At 62.9% G+C, this 14,711-nt stretch carries 14 protein-coding genes and 1 tRNA gene; 12 read left to right on the top strand and 3 right to left on the bottom strand.

The window, feature by feature from the left end; genetic code table 11:
- The first annotated feature begins 96 nt into the window (after positions 1-96).
- From ACQUSY_RS11285 to ACQUSY_RS11270, 4 genes are all read left to right on the top strand, one after another.
- On the top strand, positions 97-2,628 hold the full coding sequence (locus ACQUSY_RS11285) for an ATP-dependent Clp protease ATP-binding subunit (RefSeq protein ID WP_428904580.1): 2,532 nt from the start codon (positions 97-99) through the stop codon (positions 2,626-2,628).
- A gap of 79 nt (positions 2,629-2,707) precedes the next feature.
- On the top strand, positions 2,708-3,211 hold the full coding sequence (locus ACQUSY_RS11280) for an amino-acid N-acetyltransferase (protein ID WP_428904579.1): 504 nt from the start codon (positions 2,708-2,710) through the stop codon (positions 3,209-3,211).
- Between the two features lie 95 nt (positions 3,212-3,306).
- On the top strand, positions 3,307-4,014 hold the full coding sequence (locus ACQUSY_RS11275; RefSeq protein WP_428904578.1) for a hypothetical protein: 708 nt from the start codon (positions 3,307-3,309) through the stop codon (positions 4,012-4,014).
- A 350-nt stretch (positions 4,015-4,364) separates the two neighbouring features.
- The gene (locus tag ACQUSY_RS11270; protein WP_428904577.1) at positions 4,365-4,760 is read left to right on the top strand and encodes an SseB family protein; all 396 of its coding nucleotides are present in this window, start codon (positions 4,365-4,367) and stop codon (positions 4,758-4,760) included.
- Positions 4,761-4,812: 52 nt separating this feature from the next.
- On the opposite strand, the gene radA is transcribed toward ACQUSY_RS11270, so the two are convergent.
- On the bottom strand, positions 4,813-6,177 hold the full coding sequence (gene radA, locus ACQUSY_RS11265; protein WP_428904576.1) for a DNA repair protein RadA: 1,365 nt from the start codon (positions 6,175-6,177) through the stop codon (positions 4,813-4,815).
- Between the two features lie 115 nt (positions 6,178-6,292).
- Here radA and ACQUSY_RS11260 point away from each other — a divergent pair, with 115 nt between their 5' ends.
- The 7 genes from ACQUSY_RS11260 (at position 6,293) to ACQUSY_RS11230 (ending at position 12,707) form a co-directional block, all read left to right on the top strand.
- Complete coding sequence (locus ACQUSY_RS11260) at positions 6,293-7,363, top strand: alpha/beta hydrolase (protein WP_428904575.1); 1,071 nt, start codon at positions 6,293-6,295, stop codon at positions 7,361-7,363.
- A gap of 37 nt (positions 7,364-7,400) precedes the next feature.
- Positions 7,401-8,465 (top strand): hypothetical protein, encoded by a 1,065-nt coding sequence (locus tag ACQUSY_RS11255; RefSeq protein ID WP_428904574.1) that lies wholly within the window; start codon positions 7,401-7,403, stop codon positions 8,463-8,465.
- Positions 8,466-8,684: 219 nt separating this feature from the next.
- Positions 8,685-9,677 carry a siderophore ABC transporter substrate-binding protein gene (locus ACQUSY_RS11250; RefSeq protein ID WP_428904573.1) on the top strand — a complete coding sequence of 331 codons (993 nt, stop codon included), beginning with the start codon at positions 8,685-8,687 and terminating at the stop codon, positions 9,675-9,677.
- A gap of 54 nt (positions 9,678-9,731) precedes the next feature.
- On the top strand, positions 9,732-10,715 hold the full coding sequence (locus ACQUSY_RS11245; protein WP_428904572.1) for an ABC transporter permease: 984 nt from the start codon (positions 9,732-9,734) through the stop codon (positions 10,713-10,715).
- Positions 10,708-11,733: an iron chelate uptake ABC transporter family permease subunit gene (locus ACQUSY_RS11240; RefSeq protein ID WP_428904571.1), complete on the top strand. Its 1,026-nt coding sequence runs from the start codon at positions 10,708-10,710 to the stop codon at positions 11,731-11,733. The genes ACQUSY_RS11245 and ACQUSY_RS11240 overlap by 8 nt, the downstream gene beginning before the upstream one ends.
- Entirely contained in the window at positions 11,730-12,488 is a 759-nt protein-coding gene (locus tag ACQUSY_RS11235; RefSeq protein ID WP_428904570.1) for an iron ABC transporter ATP-binding protein, read from the top strand. Before ACQUSY_RS11240 ends, ACQUSY_RS11235 begins: the two co-directional genes overlap by 4 nt.
- A gap of 129 nt (positions 12,489-12,617) precedes the next feature.
- A tRNA-Ser gene (locus ACQUSY_RS11230) sits at positions 12,618-12,707 on the top strand.
- On the opposite strand, the gene ACQUSY_RS11225 is transcribed toward ACQUSY_RS11230, so the two are convergent.
- The gene (locus ACQUSY_RS11225) at positions 12,686-13,000 is read right to left on the bottom strand and encodes a nuclear transport factor 2 family protein (protein WP_428904569.1); all 315 of its coding nucleotides are present in this window, start codon (positions 12,998-13,000) and stop codon (positions 12,686-12,688) included. The two genes, ACQUSY_RS11230 and ACQUSY_RS11225, sit on opposite strands and share 22 nt — an antisense overlap.
- Positions 13,001-13,150: 150 nt before the next feature.
- Here ACQUSY_RS11225 and ACQUSY_RS11220 point away from each other — a divergent pair, with 150 nt between their 5' ends.
- Positions 13,151-14,356, top strand: a complete 1,206-nt coding sequence (locus ACQUSY_RS11220) for a Fic family protein (protein ID WP_428904568.1) — start codon at positions 13,151-13,153, stop codon at positions 14,354-14,356.
- A 2-nt stretch (positions 14,357-14,358) separates the two neighbouring features.
- Here the strand turns inward: ACQUSY_RS11220 and ACQUSY_RS11215 are convergent, their stop codons facing one another.
- Positions 14,359-14,535, bottom strand: a complete 177-nt coding sequence (locus ACQUSY_RS11215; protein WP_428904567.1) for a hypothetical protein — start codon at positions 14,533-14,535, stop codon at positions 14,359-14,361.
- Positions 14,536-14,711: the final 176 nt, after the last annotated feature.

The raw sequence follows: 14,711 nt of genomic DNA, 5'->3' as shown, positions 1-14,711 counted from the left end.
CGATCCGTTAGCCGACGGCGAACACCGGCAAAACGGTGTGCCGGAGTGGTTACCCTCGACATAAGGCGTATTCCGTTAACGCCCCGAGGAGTGAACATGTTCGAGAGATTCACCGACCGTGCCCGTCGTGTAGTTGTGCTCGCCCAAGAAGAGGCGAAGATGCTGAACCACAACTACATCGGCACCGAACACATCCTGCTCGGCCTGATCCACGAGGGAGAGGGCGTCGCAGCCAAGGCGCTGGAGTCGCTCGGCATCTCGCTCGACGCAGTCCGTGAGCAGGTACAAGACATTATTGGTCGCGGCCAGCAGCAGCCGACGGGTCACATCCCGTTCACGCCGCGCGCCAAGAAGGTGCTGGAGCTGTCGCTGCGCGAAGCGTTGCAGCTCGGCCACAACTACATTGGCACCGAGCACATTCTGCTCGGTCTCATCCGCGAGGGTGAGGGCGTTGCCGCTCAGGTTCTCGTCAAGCTCGGCGCAGACCTCAACAAGGTGCGCCAGCAGGTCATTCAGCTGCTCAGCGGCTACCAGGGCAAGGAGCCCGTTGGTGTTGCCGCTGGCAACGAGCAGGCGCAGTCGGCACCGCAGGGTGGTTCCGCTGTTCTTGACCAGTTCGGTCGCAACTTGACGCAGGCCGCGCGCGACAACAAGCTCGACCCGGTCATCGGTCGCGAAAAAGAAATTGAGCGCGTGATGCAGATTCTGTCGCGCCGCTCGAAGAACAACCCCGTGCTGATCGGTGAGCCCGGCGTCGGTAAGACCGCCGTCGTTGAGGGGCTCGCTCAGGCCATCGTTAAGGGTGAAGTGCCCGAGACGCTGAAAGACAAGCAGGTTTACTCGCTCGACCTCGGTTCGCTCATCGCTGGTTCCCGCTACCGCGGTGACTTCGAAGAGCGCCTGAAGAAGGTCACGAAGGAGATCCGCACGCGCGGCGACATCATCGTCTTCATCGACGAGATTCACTCGCTCGTTGGTGCGGGTGCTGCCGAGGGTGCGATTGACGCTGCTTCGATTCTGAAGCCGCTGCTCGCTCGTGGTGAGCTTCAGACGATTGGTGCCACGACGCTTGACGAGTACCGTAAGCACTTCGAGAAGGACGCTGCTCTGGAGCGTCGCTTCCAGCCGATTCAGGTTGCTGAGCCGTCGATCCCCCACGCGATCAACATTCTGAAGGGTTTGCGCGACCGCTACGAGGCACACCACAAGGTGCAGATCACGGATGGCGCGATCGTCGCCGCCGCGAACCTCGCCGACCGCTACGTTGCCGACCGCTTCCTGCCAGACAAGGCCATCGATCTGATCGACGAAGCTGGTGCTCGCCTGCGTCTGTCGATCCTGTCGTCGCCGCCGGAGCTGCGCGAATTTGACGAGAAGATCGCCAAGGTTCGTGAAGACAAAGAAAAGGCGAGCGAAGAGCAAGACTTCGAAAAGGCCGCTGCCCTGCGTGACGAGGAGAAGAGTCTGCTCGCTGAGCGTCTGCGCCTCGAGAAGCAGTGGCGTTCGGGTGACGTCGCGTCGCACGCCGTCGTTGACGAGGGCCTGATCGCTGAGGTTCTTGCTCAGGCGACCGGTATTCCGGTGTTCAAGCTCACCGAAGAAGAGTCCTCCCGTCTCGTCTTCATGGAGAAGGCACTGCACCAGCGCGTTATTGGTCAGGACGAAGCGATCGCGGCACTGTCGCGCACGATTCGTCGCCAACGCGCGGGTCTGAAAGACCCGAAGCGCCCGAGCGGCTCGTTCATCTTCGCCGGCCCGACCGGTGTTGGTAAGACCGAGCTCGCGAAGGCTCTGGCAGAGTTCTTGTTTGACGACGAAGGTGCCCTGATCTCGCTCGACATGAGTGAGTTCAGCGAGAAGCACACCGTTTCGCGTCTGTTCGGTGCCCCTCCCGGATTCGTCGGATTCGAAGAGGGTGGCCAGCTGACCGAAAAGGTTCGCCGCAAGCCGTTCTCCGTTGTGCTGTTCGACGAGATCGAGAAGGCGCACCCCGACATCTTCAACTCGCTGTTGCAGATTCTGGAAGAGGGCCGTCTGACCGACGGCCAGGGCCGTGTCATCGACTTCAAGAACACCGTCATCATCATGACCACGAACCTCGGTTCGCAGGCCATCGCCGGTGCACCCGTGGGCTTCCAGATCGAGGGCAACTCGCAGACGACGTACGAGCGTATGAAGGGCAAGGTCGACGAAGAGCTCAAGCGCAACTTCAAGCCCGAGTTCCTCAACCGAGTTGACGACGTCATCGTCTTCCCGCAGCTGTCGAAGGAAGAACTGCGTCAGATCGTTGACCTGTTCACGAAGCGCCTCAGCGAGCGTCTGATGGACCGTGACATGACGGTCGAGATGACGAACGCCGCCAAGGATCGCCTCATCGAGATCGGTTACGACCCGGCACTCGGTGCGCGTCCGCTTCGCCGCGCTATGCAGCGTGAGGTCGAAGACCAGCTCTCCGAGCGCATCCTGCACGGTCAGCTGCACTCGGGCGACCACATCAAGGTTGATTTCGCAGACGGTGCGTTCGCCTTCGAAACTGGCCCGCGTGGCGAGCACGTGGCACTGGCTGCCAGTGTCACGCCTGCGATCGCGGCAACGCCCGACATCATCGCTGGCGGTGACGTCGCGTAACGCGAAATTCATAGAACGGGCTCGACTCCGGTCGGGCCCGTTCTGCGTTTACACGGCGCGGAGGTTCTAAACTTGAGCCGTGACTGAAATCATCGTCCGGCCCGCGCGCACCGCTGATGTGAAGGGCATTCGCGACCTTCTCGAGCCGATGGTGGAGCAGCGCGTTCTGCTCGGCAAAGAGCTTGTCGCCCTGTACGAATCGGTGCAGGAGTTCATGATCGCTGAGGTCGACGGTGAGCTCATCGGTTGCGGTGCTCTTCACGTGATGTGGAAGAGCCTCGGTGAGATTCGCACCCTAATGGTGCACGCGGACTGGGCCCGCCGCGGTATCGGCGGCCTCCTTGTCGAGTCCCTCGAGGTTAAGGCACGTGATCTCGGGCTCAAGCGCCTCTTTTGTCTCACCTTTGAAGTTCCGTTCTTCACGCGTCACGGCTTTGAGTCCATCGGCGAAAAGCAGGTCGTGAGCGACGACGTCTATGCCCAGCTGTTGCGCAGCCCCGACGCCGGTGTTGCCGAGTTCTTGGAACTCGCGCACGTGAAGCCCAACACACTGGGCAACACGCGCATGCTCAAGGCCCTCTAGTCGCAGCTTTAAGGGCTCACGCGCGAACATGAGAGTTGCGCGGCGATCCGCGTGCTGATGCGGCTTCTCGTAGGCCAGGTCGTACGCTTTTACTGATGTCCACTCCACACTCACGCCGTCATTCGCCCGCGGTTTACCGTCGCCGGCGCTTCGTCGTGTTCGGCGGCCTGCTGGTCGTGATTCTCGGGATCGCGTTGCTGATCTGGCAGCCATGGAGTTCGGCGACACCGGCGCCCCAGCAGTCGGGCAGTTCGTCACCCAGCACGTCGCCATCGGCGACGGCAGCGGCAGACGGAACCACGGGTTCCGAATCTCCGAGCGCTGAGGCTTCGGGGCAGGCCACTCCCGACGTTCCGGTCGAGGAGTTGCCGACCGAGGCGCCCGAAGCCGAGATCGTCGCGTGCGGGCCGCAGGACGTGCGCGTTGACGCATCAACCGACAAGACCACGTACGGTGCCGACGAGTTGCCGAAGTTGACGTTGTCGCTAACTAACCAGACGAATCGTGACTGCACGATCGATGTGGGTACCGCGGTGCAGGCATTCACGATCACGAGCGGCAACGACGTGTGGTGGCGTTCGACGGACTGCCAGGCAAACCCGACGACGCAGATTGTGACGCTCGCGGCTGGGCAGACGGCGTCGAGCCAGACACCGCTGGTGTGGGACCGCACCCGCTCCTCCGTATCGACGTGCGCCGACGAGACGCGCCCGCGCGCGGGTGGCGGCGGCGCCTCGTACCACCTCACGGTGACGATCGCCTCGTTTGAATCCCAGGGCAGCGCCCAATTCATGCTCTACTGAGTGCGAACTTTCGCTGACGCGTATTTCTGACCTCTGTACGCAGGAAGGTGTCTGTGCCCCTTTTCCTGCGGCGACAACATGCGAAAGAATTGAAAAACTTCAGCACGTGGATGCTGTTTTGTCCTATGCAGACCCCGGCGGAGAGCGATAGTCTAAGGCTGGCTCCCGACGTATCGCAGACACGGTGAGCTGCCTCTAGCAGAGTCGTCACGAGCGATCCCCCAACTCTCGTGACGATATCCCGGTCTCCGGGTGAGCCATGGCCCCTTCTGAATGTTTATCCCCCGTGAACATTTTGAGGGGGCCGCCCCTTTTCTCCCGGTGTGACGTGTGGTCGGTACGCTGGAGGTATGGCATCGTCGCGTTCGAACCGTAAGAAAGAGTTCCGCTCAGAGGCTCTTGCGCAGGCTCTCGAGAAGCAAGACATGGCGGCCGTCGCGCTCGCGCTGCGCAATGGCAATACCGTGTTGCCGCTCATGAAGCCGGCGTCGAAAGATAACCCGCTCGACCGCGGCGACGTGTGGACCTACCGCGATGCCGAGGGCAACGTTGCGCTACTCATCTTCAGCGATGCGAAGAACAAGCCCGCAAACCTGCCGCCCGGCGTCGCGCTGTACTCACCGCTGTGGCTCAAAGACTTCTTGACGCGCCACGAGGGCGTCATCACGACGGTGTTTTTTGACATCGCCGGCCCGCACCCGATGCAGGCCGACCCGGCCGACATTCTCGCGGCACTCGCGATCTAAGCCGAGAGATCGTGCGTCGGCGGGCCCGCGCACCCGCTTGAACTGCGCTCCGCTAGAACTGCGGGGCCTGGGGTTGGGTTGCGCGGTAGCGGGAGCGGAGCTCAGCCAACGCGTCGCGCAGGGTCTTCAGTCGGTCGTCGATCAGGGTGTCGTAGCCGAGACGCTTACCCTCGGCGCGGCGCTGGGCGACCTGCGTGACCGGACGAATCTCTCCGGCCAGACTCAGTTCGCCGATGGCCGCAAGGTCAGACGGGATCGACGTGTTCAGCACCGACCCGGCCACCGCAATGGCGATCGCGAGGTCGGCCGCAGGCTCTGTGAAGCGCACCCCACCCACGGTCGAAACGTAAACATCGAAGCCCGACGTGCGAATGCCTGCACGGCGTTCGAGAACGGCCAACACCATCGCGACGCGAGCGGCATCAACGCCGTGCACGATACGGCGAGGGGCCGGGCCGGTGGCCGCAACAGTGAGCGCCTGCACCTCAACCGGAAGCGCACGGCGACCCTCCAGCGCAATCGCCACACAGGTTCCGGGTTCGGGAAGCCCCCGTGACAAGAACAGCGACGACGGATCAGTCACCTCGACGATGCCCGCGCCGCTCATCTCGAAGCAGCCGACATCGTCGGTCGGGCCAAAGCGATTTTTCAGCGCACGAATGAAGCGCAGCGACGTTTGGCGATCACCTTCGAACTGGCAGACCACGTCGACCAGGTGCTCGAGCAGGCGAGGCCCGGCGACCTGCCCGTCTTTGGTCACATGGCCCACGATGATGATCGGCAGCCCGCGCTCCTTCGCAACGCGCACGAGCGTGGCCGCGACTTCACGCACCTGGCTCGGGTGCCCGGCGGCGCCCTCAGACAGGGCAGAAGACACGGTCTGAATCGAGTCAATGATGACGAGCTCGGGGCTCACCTCATCGATGTGGCCCAGAATCGTGGCGAGGTCGGTTTCGCTCGCGAGGTACAGCTCGTCGTGCAGGGCCCCGGTGCGCTCTGCACGCAAGCGCACCTGCGCCGGTGACTCCTCACCGCTCGCGTAAAGCACGCGTCGACCCGCACGTGCCGACTGGGCAGCAACCTCGAGCAGCAACGTGGACTTACCGACGCCCGGCTCGCCAGACAGCAAGATGGCGGCACCCGGCACGATGCCGCCGCCCAGCACGCGGTCAAACTCGCTCACGCCACTCGTGCGGCGCGGCGACTCCGTTGTGTCGATTTGCGTGATGGGCTTGGCGGCGCGCTCGGCCGACGGCGCCAGCGCCGTGACCTTGGGCTTGGCGATACCCGCTTGCACGCCGAACTCGACGACGGTGCCCCACTGCTGGCATTCGCCACAGCGGCCCGCCCATTTCATGGTCGTCCACCCGCACTCGGTGCATTTGAAGGAGACCTCGGTGGTTCGTCGACTTGCCATGATTCCAGGCTAGGTGGTGCTTCCGACATTGCCGACACGAGGCAGAATCACGCCAATGTCAGTGATGTGTAATAGCGTCGAGCTATCTCGTCAGAGAACGTGCTCAAGGAGGAGTATGACGTTCAGTGAAAGCGTGATGCGTGGCGCGATCCGTACGCTCGGAGTGTTGCCCGAGCCCATCCAGCGCCTCATCGCCGGTAAGCCTCGCATTATCGATGGCAACCAGTTGTTCACCGAAGTGCAGATGGCGTTGCGTGTGCTCAATGCGTTGCCGGGCAGCGCCTTTGAAGATCTCCCGCTACCGCAAGCGCGCGACCAGATCGACGCTGAAGCGCGCATCTTCGGAAGCGCCCCGGCCGTTGACGTGGTGCGTGACATCCTGATTCCCACGCGCAATGGTTCCGTGCCCGCGCGCATGTATCAGCACCGACCCACCGACGCTCTGCTCGGCGCCGTCACCTACTTTCACGGCGGCGGCTGGGTGGTGGGCAGCCTCGACTCCACCGACGCGGTGTGCCGTTTCATCGCCCACCACTTGCGGGTTGTTGTGATCTCGGTCGACTATCGGCTGGCTCCGGAACATCCGTACCCCGCTGCGGTAGAAGATGCGATTGATGCGTATCGCTGGGTGCGTCAGCAGCCCGAGTGGGGTGAAGTCGTGGCCGTTGCAGGCGACAGTGCCGGTGGCAACCTGGCCGCCGTCGTCTCAAACCTCACGCGCGACGACAACCCGCCAGACGCCCAGCTGTTGTTCTTCCCGGTGACAGATCTCGCGACAGAGCACCCCAGCTACGCGAAGTTCGCCGAAGGGTATTTCCTCACGCGCAAGCAAATGCACTGGTATCGCGATCACTATGTTCCGAACCCTGACCAGCGCACCGACCCCGCAGTCTCACCCCTCTACGAAGACCTGGGTGATGGTTCCGGAATCGCGCCCGCCCACGTCGCCGTCGCCGGCTTCGATGTGCTCCGCGACGAGGGCATCGCGTATGCCAAGGCGCTGGAGAACGCTGGTGTGCCGGTGACGCTGCAGGTCGTTCCTGGTCACATTCACGCGTTCACGAATGCGACCGGCGTTGGTAAGACGGGCAAGAAAGCGCTGGGAGAGTCGGTCGAGGCTCTCGGTCATCTTCTGCAACAGGCGCGTCGTGAGCGGGCACAGACTGAGACAATGGAACCGCGCTGAACAAACGCTTTGTTTTCAGTAGTAGAAAGAGATCGCCATGTCTCAGCCCCAGGGCGCCCTGCTCGTAGGCTCGGTCAACTACCCCGACGCCGAAACCACTTTCCGCACCGCGGCGACCGTTCTGGGTGGCCACCTGAAGCGCATTCCCGACGGTGAGGTCGGCAAGCGGTTCCACTGGATCATGTTCCAGCCCGACGTTCTCGGTCAGGCCGAGGGTATCGAGCGCATCGGTGACGAGCGAATCCCGATGCCGGCGGGCCTTGACGCCCGCCCGCTACGCATCGGCGACGGTGTCGACGCGGCCGCGATCGAACTGCCCGCGCTCGGTTACGCCACTGCCGCTGTTGAGTCGTACGCCGAGTTCGTGCGCCTGCGCGAGGAGGGCGTCATCGCCGATCGCGTGCGCTTTCAGGTGTCGCTGCCGACGCCGCTCGCCGTGATCAGCTCGTTCTTCTTCGGTGATGACCGCGTCGCCATTGACCCGGTCTACACCGCCGCGATCCTGCGCGAAGTTGAACAGATTGCTGCCGCGATACCGGCTGAAGATCTGGCGATTCAGTGGGACGTTGCCAGCGAAATGGGCATCATCGAGAGTGCTTCGGGCTACGGCGCCACGATGCAGGCCTGGTGGCCCGGCGACCCGTTCGACGGCCTCGTCGAGCGCCTCGCCACGCTCATCGACGCGATTCCCGCGGGTGTTGAGGCGGGGCTCCACCTTTGCTACGGCGACGTTGGGGAGACCCACTTCGTCGAGCCGACTGACACCGGTCACCTCGTACGTTTCGCGAACGCGATCACCGCTGCCGCGCAGCGTGAGCTCACATGGGTGCACCTGCCGGTGCCGATCGAGCGCGACGACGCCGCCTACTTCGCACCGCTCGAAGGCCTCAAGCTCGGCGCTGACACTGAGCTCTACCTCGGTGTTGTGCACCGCCAGGATGGCGCCGACGGAACCACGCGTCGCATTGAAGCCGCAAAGCCGTTCGCCCCGGCTTTCGGCATTGCAACCGAGTGTGGCATCGGCCGTGCGCCGGCCGATGAGACGGCGGGTCTGCTCGCTATTCACGCCGTGGTTGCCTCTCCTTGGGGTACCGACGCGTAACAATTTCTGAGATTTCGTCTCAACAGAACGCCCGGGCGTGGCGCGAAACGTTTCGCGTCGCATCCGGGCGTTTTCCAATTCCTGCCAGTCATGGTTCCGGAACCACGTGGTGCTGATTTCGTTACAAATCATCTGACGAAGTTTGCAACTCAGGTAAGGCTTACCTATGTTTGAAGTGCGGCGTTCGTCGCACACCCTCAAACTGACTGGAGTTCTCTCGTGTCTGGACGCCCCTCGATCCGACGCGCATCTGCGTTCGGTGTTGCCATCGCATCGCTCGCCCTGCTCGCAGGTTGCGCAACGACTCCGGCCACTGAAGCTGCTCCGGAAGAGTCGAAAACGCAGGCGCCGACCGAGGTCACCATTACCGACAACCACGGTGAGATCACGGTGCCGGTTGCGCCGAAGTCTGTCGTCGCACTCGACAACACCGTGATGCAGACACTGTCTGACTGGGACATCACGCTCGCCGCCGCACCCAAGGGCGTTATGGGTACGGTCTGGCCCGAGTACACCGACGACGAGAACGTGCTCGACATCGGCAACCACCGCGAGCCCAACTTCGAAAACGTCGTTGCCGCTGCCCCCGACCTGATCATCGGCGGTCACCGCTTTGCGAGCCACTACGACGCGCTGAAAGATCTCGCCACGACGATCGAGTTGACGCCGCGTGAGGGTGAAACACACATCGCTGAACTCGTACGTGAAACCGAACTACTCGGCCAGGTCTTCAACCGTGAAGATGACGCCACGGCTCTTGTCAAGGCTCTCGAGACGGCTGTTGCTGACGCCAAGGCGAACTACGACGGCACCGCGACGGTCACCGGCCTCATCACGTCGGGCGGCAAGATCAACTACGCAGCACCCGGCGAGGGTCGCGGTGTGGGCTCGCTGTTCGAAACGCTCGGCTTGGTTCCGGCTATCGATGCTGAAGGCTCGACCGACCACACCGGTGACGAAATCTCGGTCGAGGCCATCGCCGCGGCAAACCCCGAGTGGCTCATCGTTCTTGACCGCGACGGTGCTTTTCAGGAAGACGGCTACATCGCGGCCAAGGAGCTCATCGAGGGTTCCGAAGCGCTGAAGAACGTGCCGGCGGTCGCCAAGGGCCAGATCGTCTACCTCGACGCCAACTTCTACCTCACCGAGGGCATTCAGGCTTACACCGACCTGTACGCCGCGGTTGCGGAGGCATTCGCCGACGCGAAGTAATACGACAGCGCCGGTCGGGCGGCTCTCTCCGCCCGGCCGGCGCTTCGGTCTGTCATGAGCACCACACTTTCTCCCACTCCGACGCGTCTGCGCGTGCCTTCGTGGCTGCCAATGATGCTTGGAGTTCTCGGCGTCTTAGCGCTCGCGGCCGTATCGCTGAGCGTCGGCGCGTATGACCTGTCGCAAGACGAGTTCGGCAGCGAACTGTTCTTCATCACGCGTGTGCCGCGCACCCTGTCGCTGATCCTCGCGGCGTGCGCGATGAGTGTCGCGGGTCTCATGATGCAGTTACTGACGCAGAACCGGTTTGTCGAGCCGACAACGATCGGAACCACCGAGTGGGCATCGCTCGGATTGCTCGTCATCACGATCATTGCGCCGCAAATCGGGATTCCGGGCCGCATGTTTGTCGCGAGCCTGTTTGCGTTCATCGGCACCATGATCTTCCTCGCGGTGCTGCGCCGCATCAGCCTACGCTCGTCACTCATCGTTCCGCTCGTGGGCATGATGCTGGGTGCCGTTATCTCGGCGCTCACCGCCTACATCGCCACCGCCACGAATCTGCTGCAGATGCTCGGCACGTGGTTCATGGGCTCGTTTAGTGCGGTCGTGCGTGGCCGCTACGAGTCGCTGTGGATCGTCGCGATCATCGTCATCATCATTTGGATCGCCGCCGACCGCTTCACCGTCGCCGGTCTCGGCAAAGACGTCGCCACGTCGGTCGGCCTCTCGTACGAGCGCATCGTGTTCATCGGAACGGCGCTCGTCGCCATTGCCTCCGGCGTCACCACCGTCGTTGTCGGCTTTCTCCCCTTCCTCGGCCTCGTGGTTCCAAATCTTGTGTCGATGGTTCGTGGAGACAACCTGCGCTCGAATGTCGCGTGGGTCTGCATCACCGGCTCGGCGCTGATCTTGGTGTGCGACATCATCGGGCGTCTGATTCGTTTTCCGTTCGACATTCCGGTGTCGATGATTTTGGGCATCGTGGGCGCGGTCGCGTTCATCGCCATGCTGTTGAGGATGCGTCGCCGTGGCTGAGGTTTCGTTGGCCGGGGGAGCGCCTCGCACGCGCCGTGTGATGGACGCTGAGACCCGGCGCTGGGCGAAGCGCATTTCGGTGCTCGCTGTCGTGGCGGTTGTCGTCGCGGTGCTGGTGCTGACATGGAATATCACAGTGGAACCATTCACCCCCGGCTTCTACAAAATTGTTGAGATGCGTGCGACCACGGTTGTCACGATCGTGCTGGTCGCGTGCTGTCAGGCCGTCGCCGTAGTGCTGTTTCACACTGCAACCGGCAACCGCATTCTCACGCCGTCGATCATGGGGTTCGAATCGCTGTACGTGGTGATTCAGACCGCGATGGTGTTCTTCTTCGGCGTCGAGACGCTGAACGCGACCGACGGTGTCGGCAAGGTGCTCGTGCAGAGCGCGATCATGGTGGCATTTGCGACGGTGCTGTACGGCTGGCTGTTCGGCGGCAAATTCGGCAACCTGCACATCACGCTGCTCGTGGGTCTCGTACTCGGAACCGGCTTCGGAACGCTCTCTGCCTTCATGCAGCGCATGCTGGTTCCGGCCGACTTCGACATTCTGTCTGCGCGCCTGTTCGGCAGCATCGCCAACTCGAACCCGGAGTACCTGCCCGTCGGGTTCACGGTGCTGGCGGCGGCGCTGTTCTTTGTGTTTAAGAAGCGCCACCGTCTCGACGTGCTCGCGCTCGGGCGCGAAACGTCGATCAACCTCGGGCTCGCGTACAAGCGTGAGGTGCTGACGACGCTGATTCTGGTGGCCGTGCTGATCTCGATTTCGACGTCGCTCGTCGGCCCCATGACGTTCTTCGGCTTTATCGTTGCGACGCTCGCGTATCAGCTGGCGGGTTCGCAACAGCACCGACACGTGATGCCGTTCGCCATGTTGCTCGGCATTGTGGCGCTGCTGGGGTCGTACTTTGTGCTGCACCACATCTTCCGCGCCGCGGGGTTGGTGACGGTCATCATCGAGTTTGTTGGCGGCATTGTGTTCGTCATTCTTTTGCTGCGAAAGGGGTCGCTGTGATTACTTTCACCGACGTCGCCAAGTCGTACGGAGACCAGCAGGTGCTGGGCTCCGTCACCCTCGATATTCCGGCTGGCGGCGTGACGGCACTCGTCGGGCCGAACGGTGCTGGTAAATCGACCCTGCTGACGATCGCTGGTCGCCTCGGCGACGCGAGCCGTGGTTCCGTCACCGTCGGAGGCCTCGACGTCGCGAAGACGCCGAGCAAGAAGCTCGCGACCGTGCTGTCGATTTTGCGGCAGGAGAACCACTTCATCACACGTCTCACGGTGCGTCAGCTCGTGGGATTCGGGCGGTTTCCGTATTCGCAGGGGCGCCTGACCGCCGAAGACAACGTGGCGATCGACCAGGCTCTCGAGTTTTTGAACCTGGGCGATCTGCAGGAGCGCTTCGTCGACGAGCTCTCGGGCGGCCAGCGCCAGCGCGCGTATGTCGCGATGGTGCTCGCGCAAGACACCGAATACGTGCTGCTGGATGAGCCGCTCAACAACCTCGACATGAAGCACGCCGTCGCGATGATGCGGCAGCTGCGCCGCGCAGCGGATGAACTCGGCAAGACCGTGATCATCGTGCTGCACGACATCAACTTCGCCGCCGCGTACGCCGACCGCATTGTCGCGCTGTCGGGTGGCGCAGTGACGCACGTGGGAACGCCCGATGAAATCATGCGGCCGGACGTGCTGGAGGACATCTTCGGAACCCCGATGCAGGTTTTACGGGATGGCGACTACCCGGTGGCTGTTTACTTTCGGTAGTTCTGCGGCGGCCCTTTCCGCGGGTTTTCGGCGTTCTTCGGTTGCTTCTCGGTGCCGCGACGCGCCCGGGTTGCAGGCGGAGGGGGGCTCAGTTTTGAGTGAGAGCCGCTGTGTCGTAAGCTAGTCCGCGGTGACGTGTCCGAGCGGCCGAAGGTGCAACACTCGAAATGTTGTGTAGGTTCACCCCTACCGTGGGTTCAAATCCCACCGTCACCGCCACCGAAAACCCCTGGTAAAACAGGGGTTTTCTTCATTTTGCGGGGAGTCGTGGTGCATTCTTGCACTCCCTGCCGAATCGCGTCGCGACACGTATGGGTCTCTCCCTGCCGTTCGATTGAGGGTACGGGGGCGTAGCTGAACTCGGCGTCGTCGGTCACCAGGGCGAGATACGCCTCGTTGTCCGTCGCCGTGTCGGCGTATGCTGCGAACCGTTGAAGGAGCAGCTGGATGGCCACCAGGTCATCGACTCGATCTGAGTGCGGCGTTGAACTTCTTCTCGGCCGTTTCTTCACGACGTAAGGCTACGGTGTCGACTGCACTCGAACCTGTTAAGCGCTTGCTCCGTTTGCGTCGCTCGAGGCGAAGAGGGGCGCAGACGTGAACATTAAGCTCGATGACCGCATATTAAAGGTTATGTAACTAACATTTGATAAGATTCACCCATGTCTCGGAATGGTGAAGTTGCGCAGCCGGTCTGGCCGGCGATCGCAACTGAGCCTCGACAGTGGGTGCGCGACGAGAGCGTCGCCACCTCGCGCCGCCAAATGCTCACCGCGCGGGGTGACTACCAGGCCGCTGTTCCCCCGCTGATCGCGGAAGTCGATGTGCGACTCGGCGCCGAGGCGCTGGCTGCGGCCGACGATGCCAGCGCGGAGCTCGCGCGCTTTGACACCGGGCTCGGTGCCGTCACGGCGCCTTTCGCATCGCTACTGCTCCGCTCGGAGTCGGCATCAAGTTCTGAGGTCGAGAACCTCACCTCGAGCGCCAAGCAGGTGGCCCTCGCTGAAATCAATGCGGGGACGTCAGGGAACGCGCGCCTTGTGGTCGCGAACGTTCGCGCCATGACCGCTGCGCTGGCGCTGTCCGGCAGCATCAACGAAGACGCGATCATCGCAATGCAGCAAGCGTTGCTGACGGAGAGTGCGCCAGAGCACACGGGTAGGTTCCGTCAGGAGCAGGTCTGGGTTGGCGGTGGCTCTATCTCGCCACACAACGCCTTGTTCGTGCCTCCGCACCATGATCGAATCCCTGCCCTCATGGCTGACCTGGTGCAGTTCTGCGCCCGCACGGACGTGCCCGTTCTCGCGCACGCAGCTCTCGCGCACGCCCAGTTCGAAACGATCCACCCCTTCCCTGACGGCAACGGCCGCACCGGACGCGCCCTGCTCCACAGCATGCTGCGCCGAGGCGGTCTCACTCGCAACGTCACCGTGCCTGTCTCAGCCGGGTTACTCAGCGATACCGAGCGGTACTTCCACGCGCTCGGACGGTACCGTCAGGGCGATGCCGACGCGATCGTGCTGGCATTCGCCGACGCCGTGTTCGCGGGAATCAACAACGGCCGCACGCTCGTCGCCGAGCTGCAGGAAGTCTCCGCACGCTGGGAGAGTGTTGTCCCATCGCGCCGCGGCTCCGCCGGTGCGTCGCTGCGCACGTTCCTGTTGCAGCAACCGGTAATCACCGTTCAGATGGTCGCGGATGAACTCGGTGTCTCCCTCGTCTCAGCCAGTACCGCGATCGGTCGCTACGTCGACGCCGGCGTACTCGTGCAGACGAACAACTTCAAGCGCAACCGTATCTGGCACTCCCCGGACGTGCTGGCAGCCCTTGATCGCTTCGGCGCACGCGCAAGGCGCCGGCGGCTGTAGCGCTACGGAACCCACTCCGACGACGTGTAGTCGGCGATCAGCACGAGTGTGTCGTCGCCGGGCCTGGCGGATACCCAGACTGTGCGCGGGTCCAAGAATGACCCAGGTATCGACAATTGCGGCGTTGCCCCGAGCTCTTCGGCTAGCGCTTCGGGCGTCTGCCCGGCTGGGGGTTTCACCGTGATCTCCCGTGAGCATCCACCGCTCCCACAGTTGGTGCTTTCCGCAACGGTCAAGCCCCAGTACGTGGTGTAGCCGTTGGTGATCCTTCGGGTGTTGGTTAGGCGGTGAGCTCGAGGACGGGGTCGCTCACCTCCTCGGTTCCGGTGTCGGGGATGAGGGTGAGGCGGGACTT

The organism is Microbacterium daqui (genome assembly GCF_050408675.1).
Classification (GTDB): Bacteria; Actinomycetota; Actinomycetes; order Actinomycetales; family Microbacteriaceae; genus Microbacterium.
This window is presented reverse-complemented; position numbering and strand designations above follow the sequence as displayed.

Coding starts and splice junctions, on each gene's coding strand:
- ACQUSY_RS11285 (WP_428904580.1), top strand. CDS start 97: ATGTTCGAGAGATTCACCGACCGTGCCCGTCGTGTAGTTGTGCTCGCC.
- ACQUSY_RS11275 (WP_428904578.1), top strand. CDS start 3,307: ATGTCCACTCCACACTCACGCCGTCATTCGCCCGCGGTTTACCGTCGC.
- ACQUSY_RS11270 (WP_428904577.1), top strand. CDS start 4,365: ATGGCATCGTCGCGTTCGAACCGTAAGAAAGAGTTCCGCTCAGAGGCT.
- radA (WP_428904576.1), bottom strand. CDS start 6,177: ATGGCAAGTCGACGAACCACCGAGGTCTCCTTCAAATGCACCGAGTGC.
- ACQUSY_RS11260 (WP_428904575.1), top strand. CDS start 6,293: ATGACGTTCAGTGAAAGCGTGATGCGTGGCGCGATCCGTACGCTCGGA.
- ACQUSY_RS11255 (WP_428904574.1), top strand. CDS start 7,401: ATGTCTCAGCCCCAGGGCGCCCTGCTCGTAGGCTCGGTCAACTACCCC.
- ACQUSY_RS11245 (WP_428904572.1), top strand. CDS start 9,732: ATGAGCACCACACTTTCTCCCACTCCGACGCGTCTGCGCGTGCCTTCG.
- ACQUSY_RS11220 (WP_428904568.1), top strand. CDS start 13,151: ATGTCTCGGAATGGTGAAGTTGCGCAGCCGGTCTGGCCGGCGATCGCA.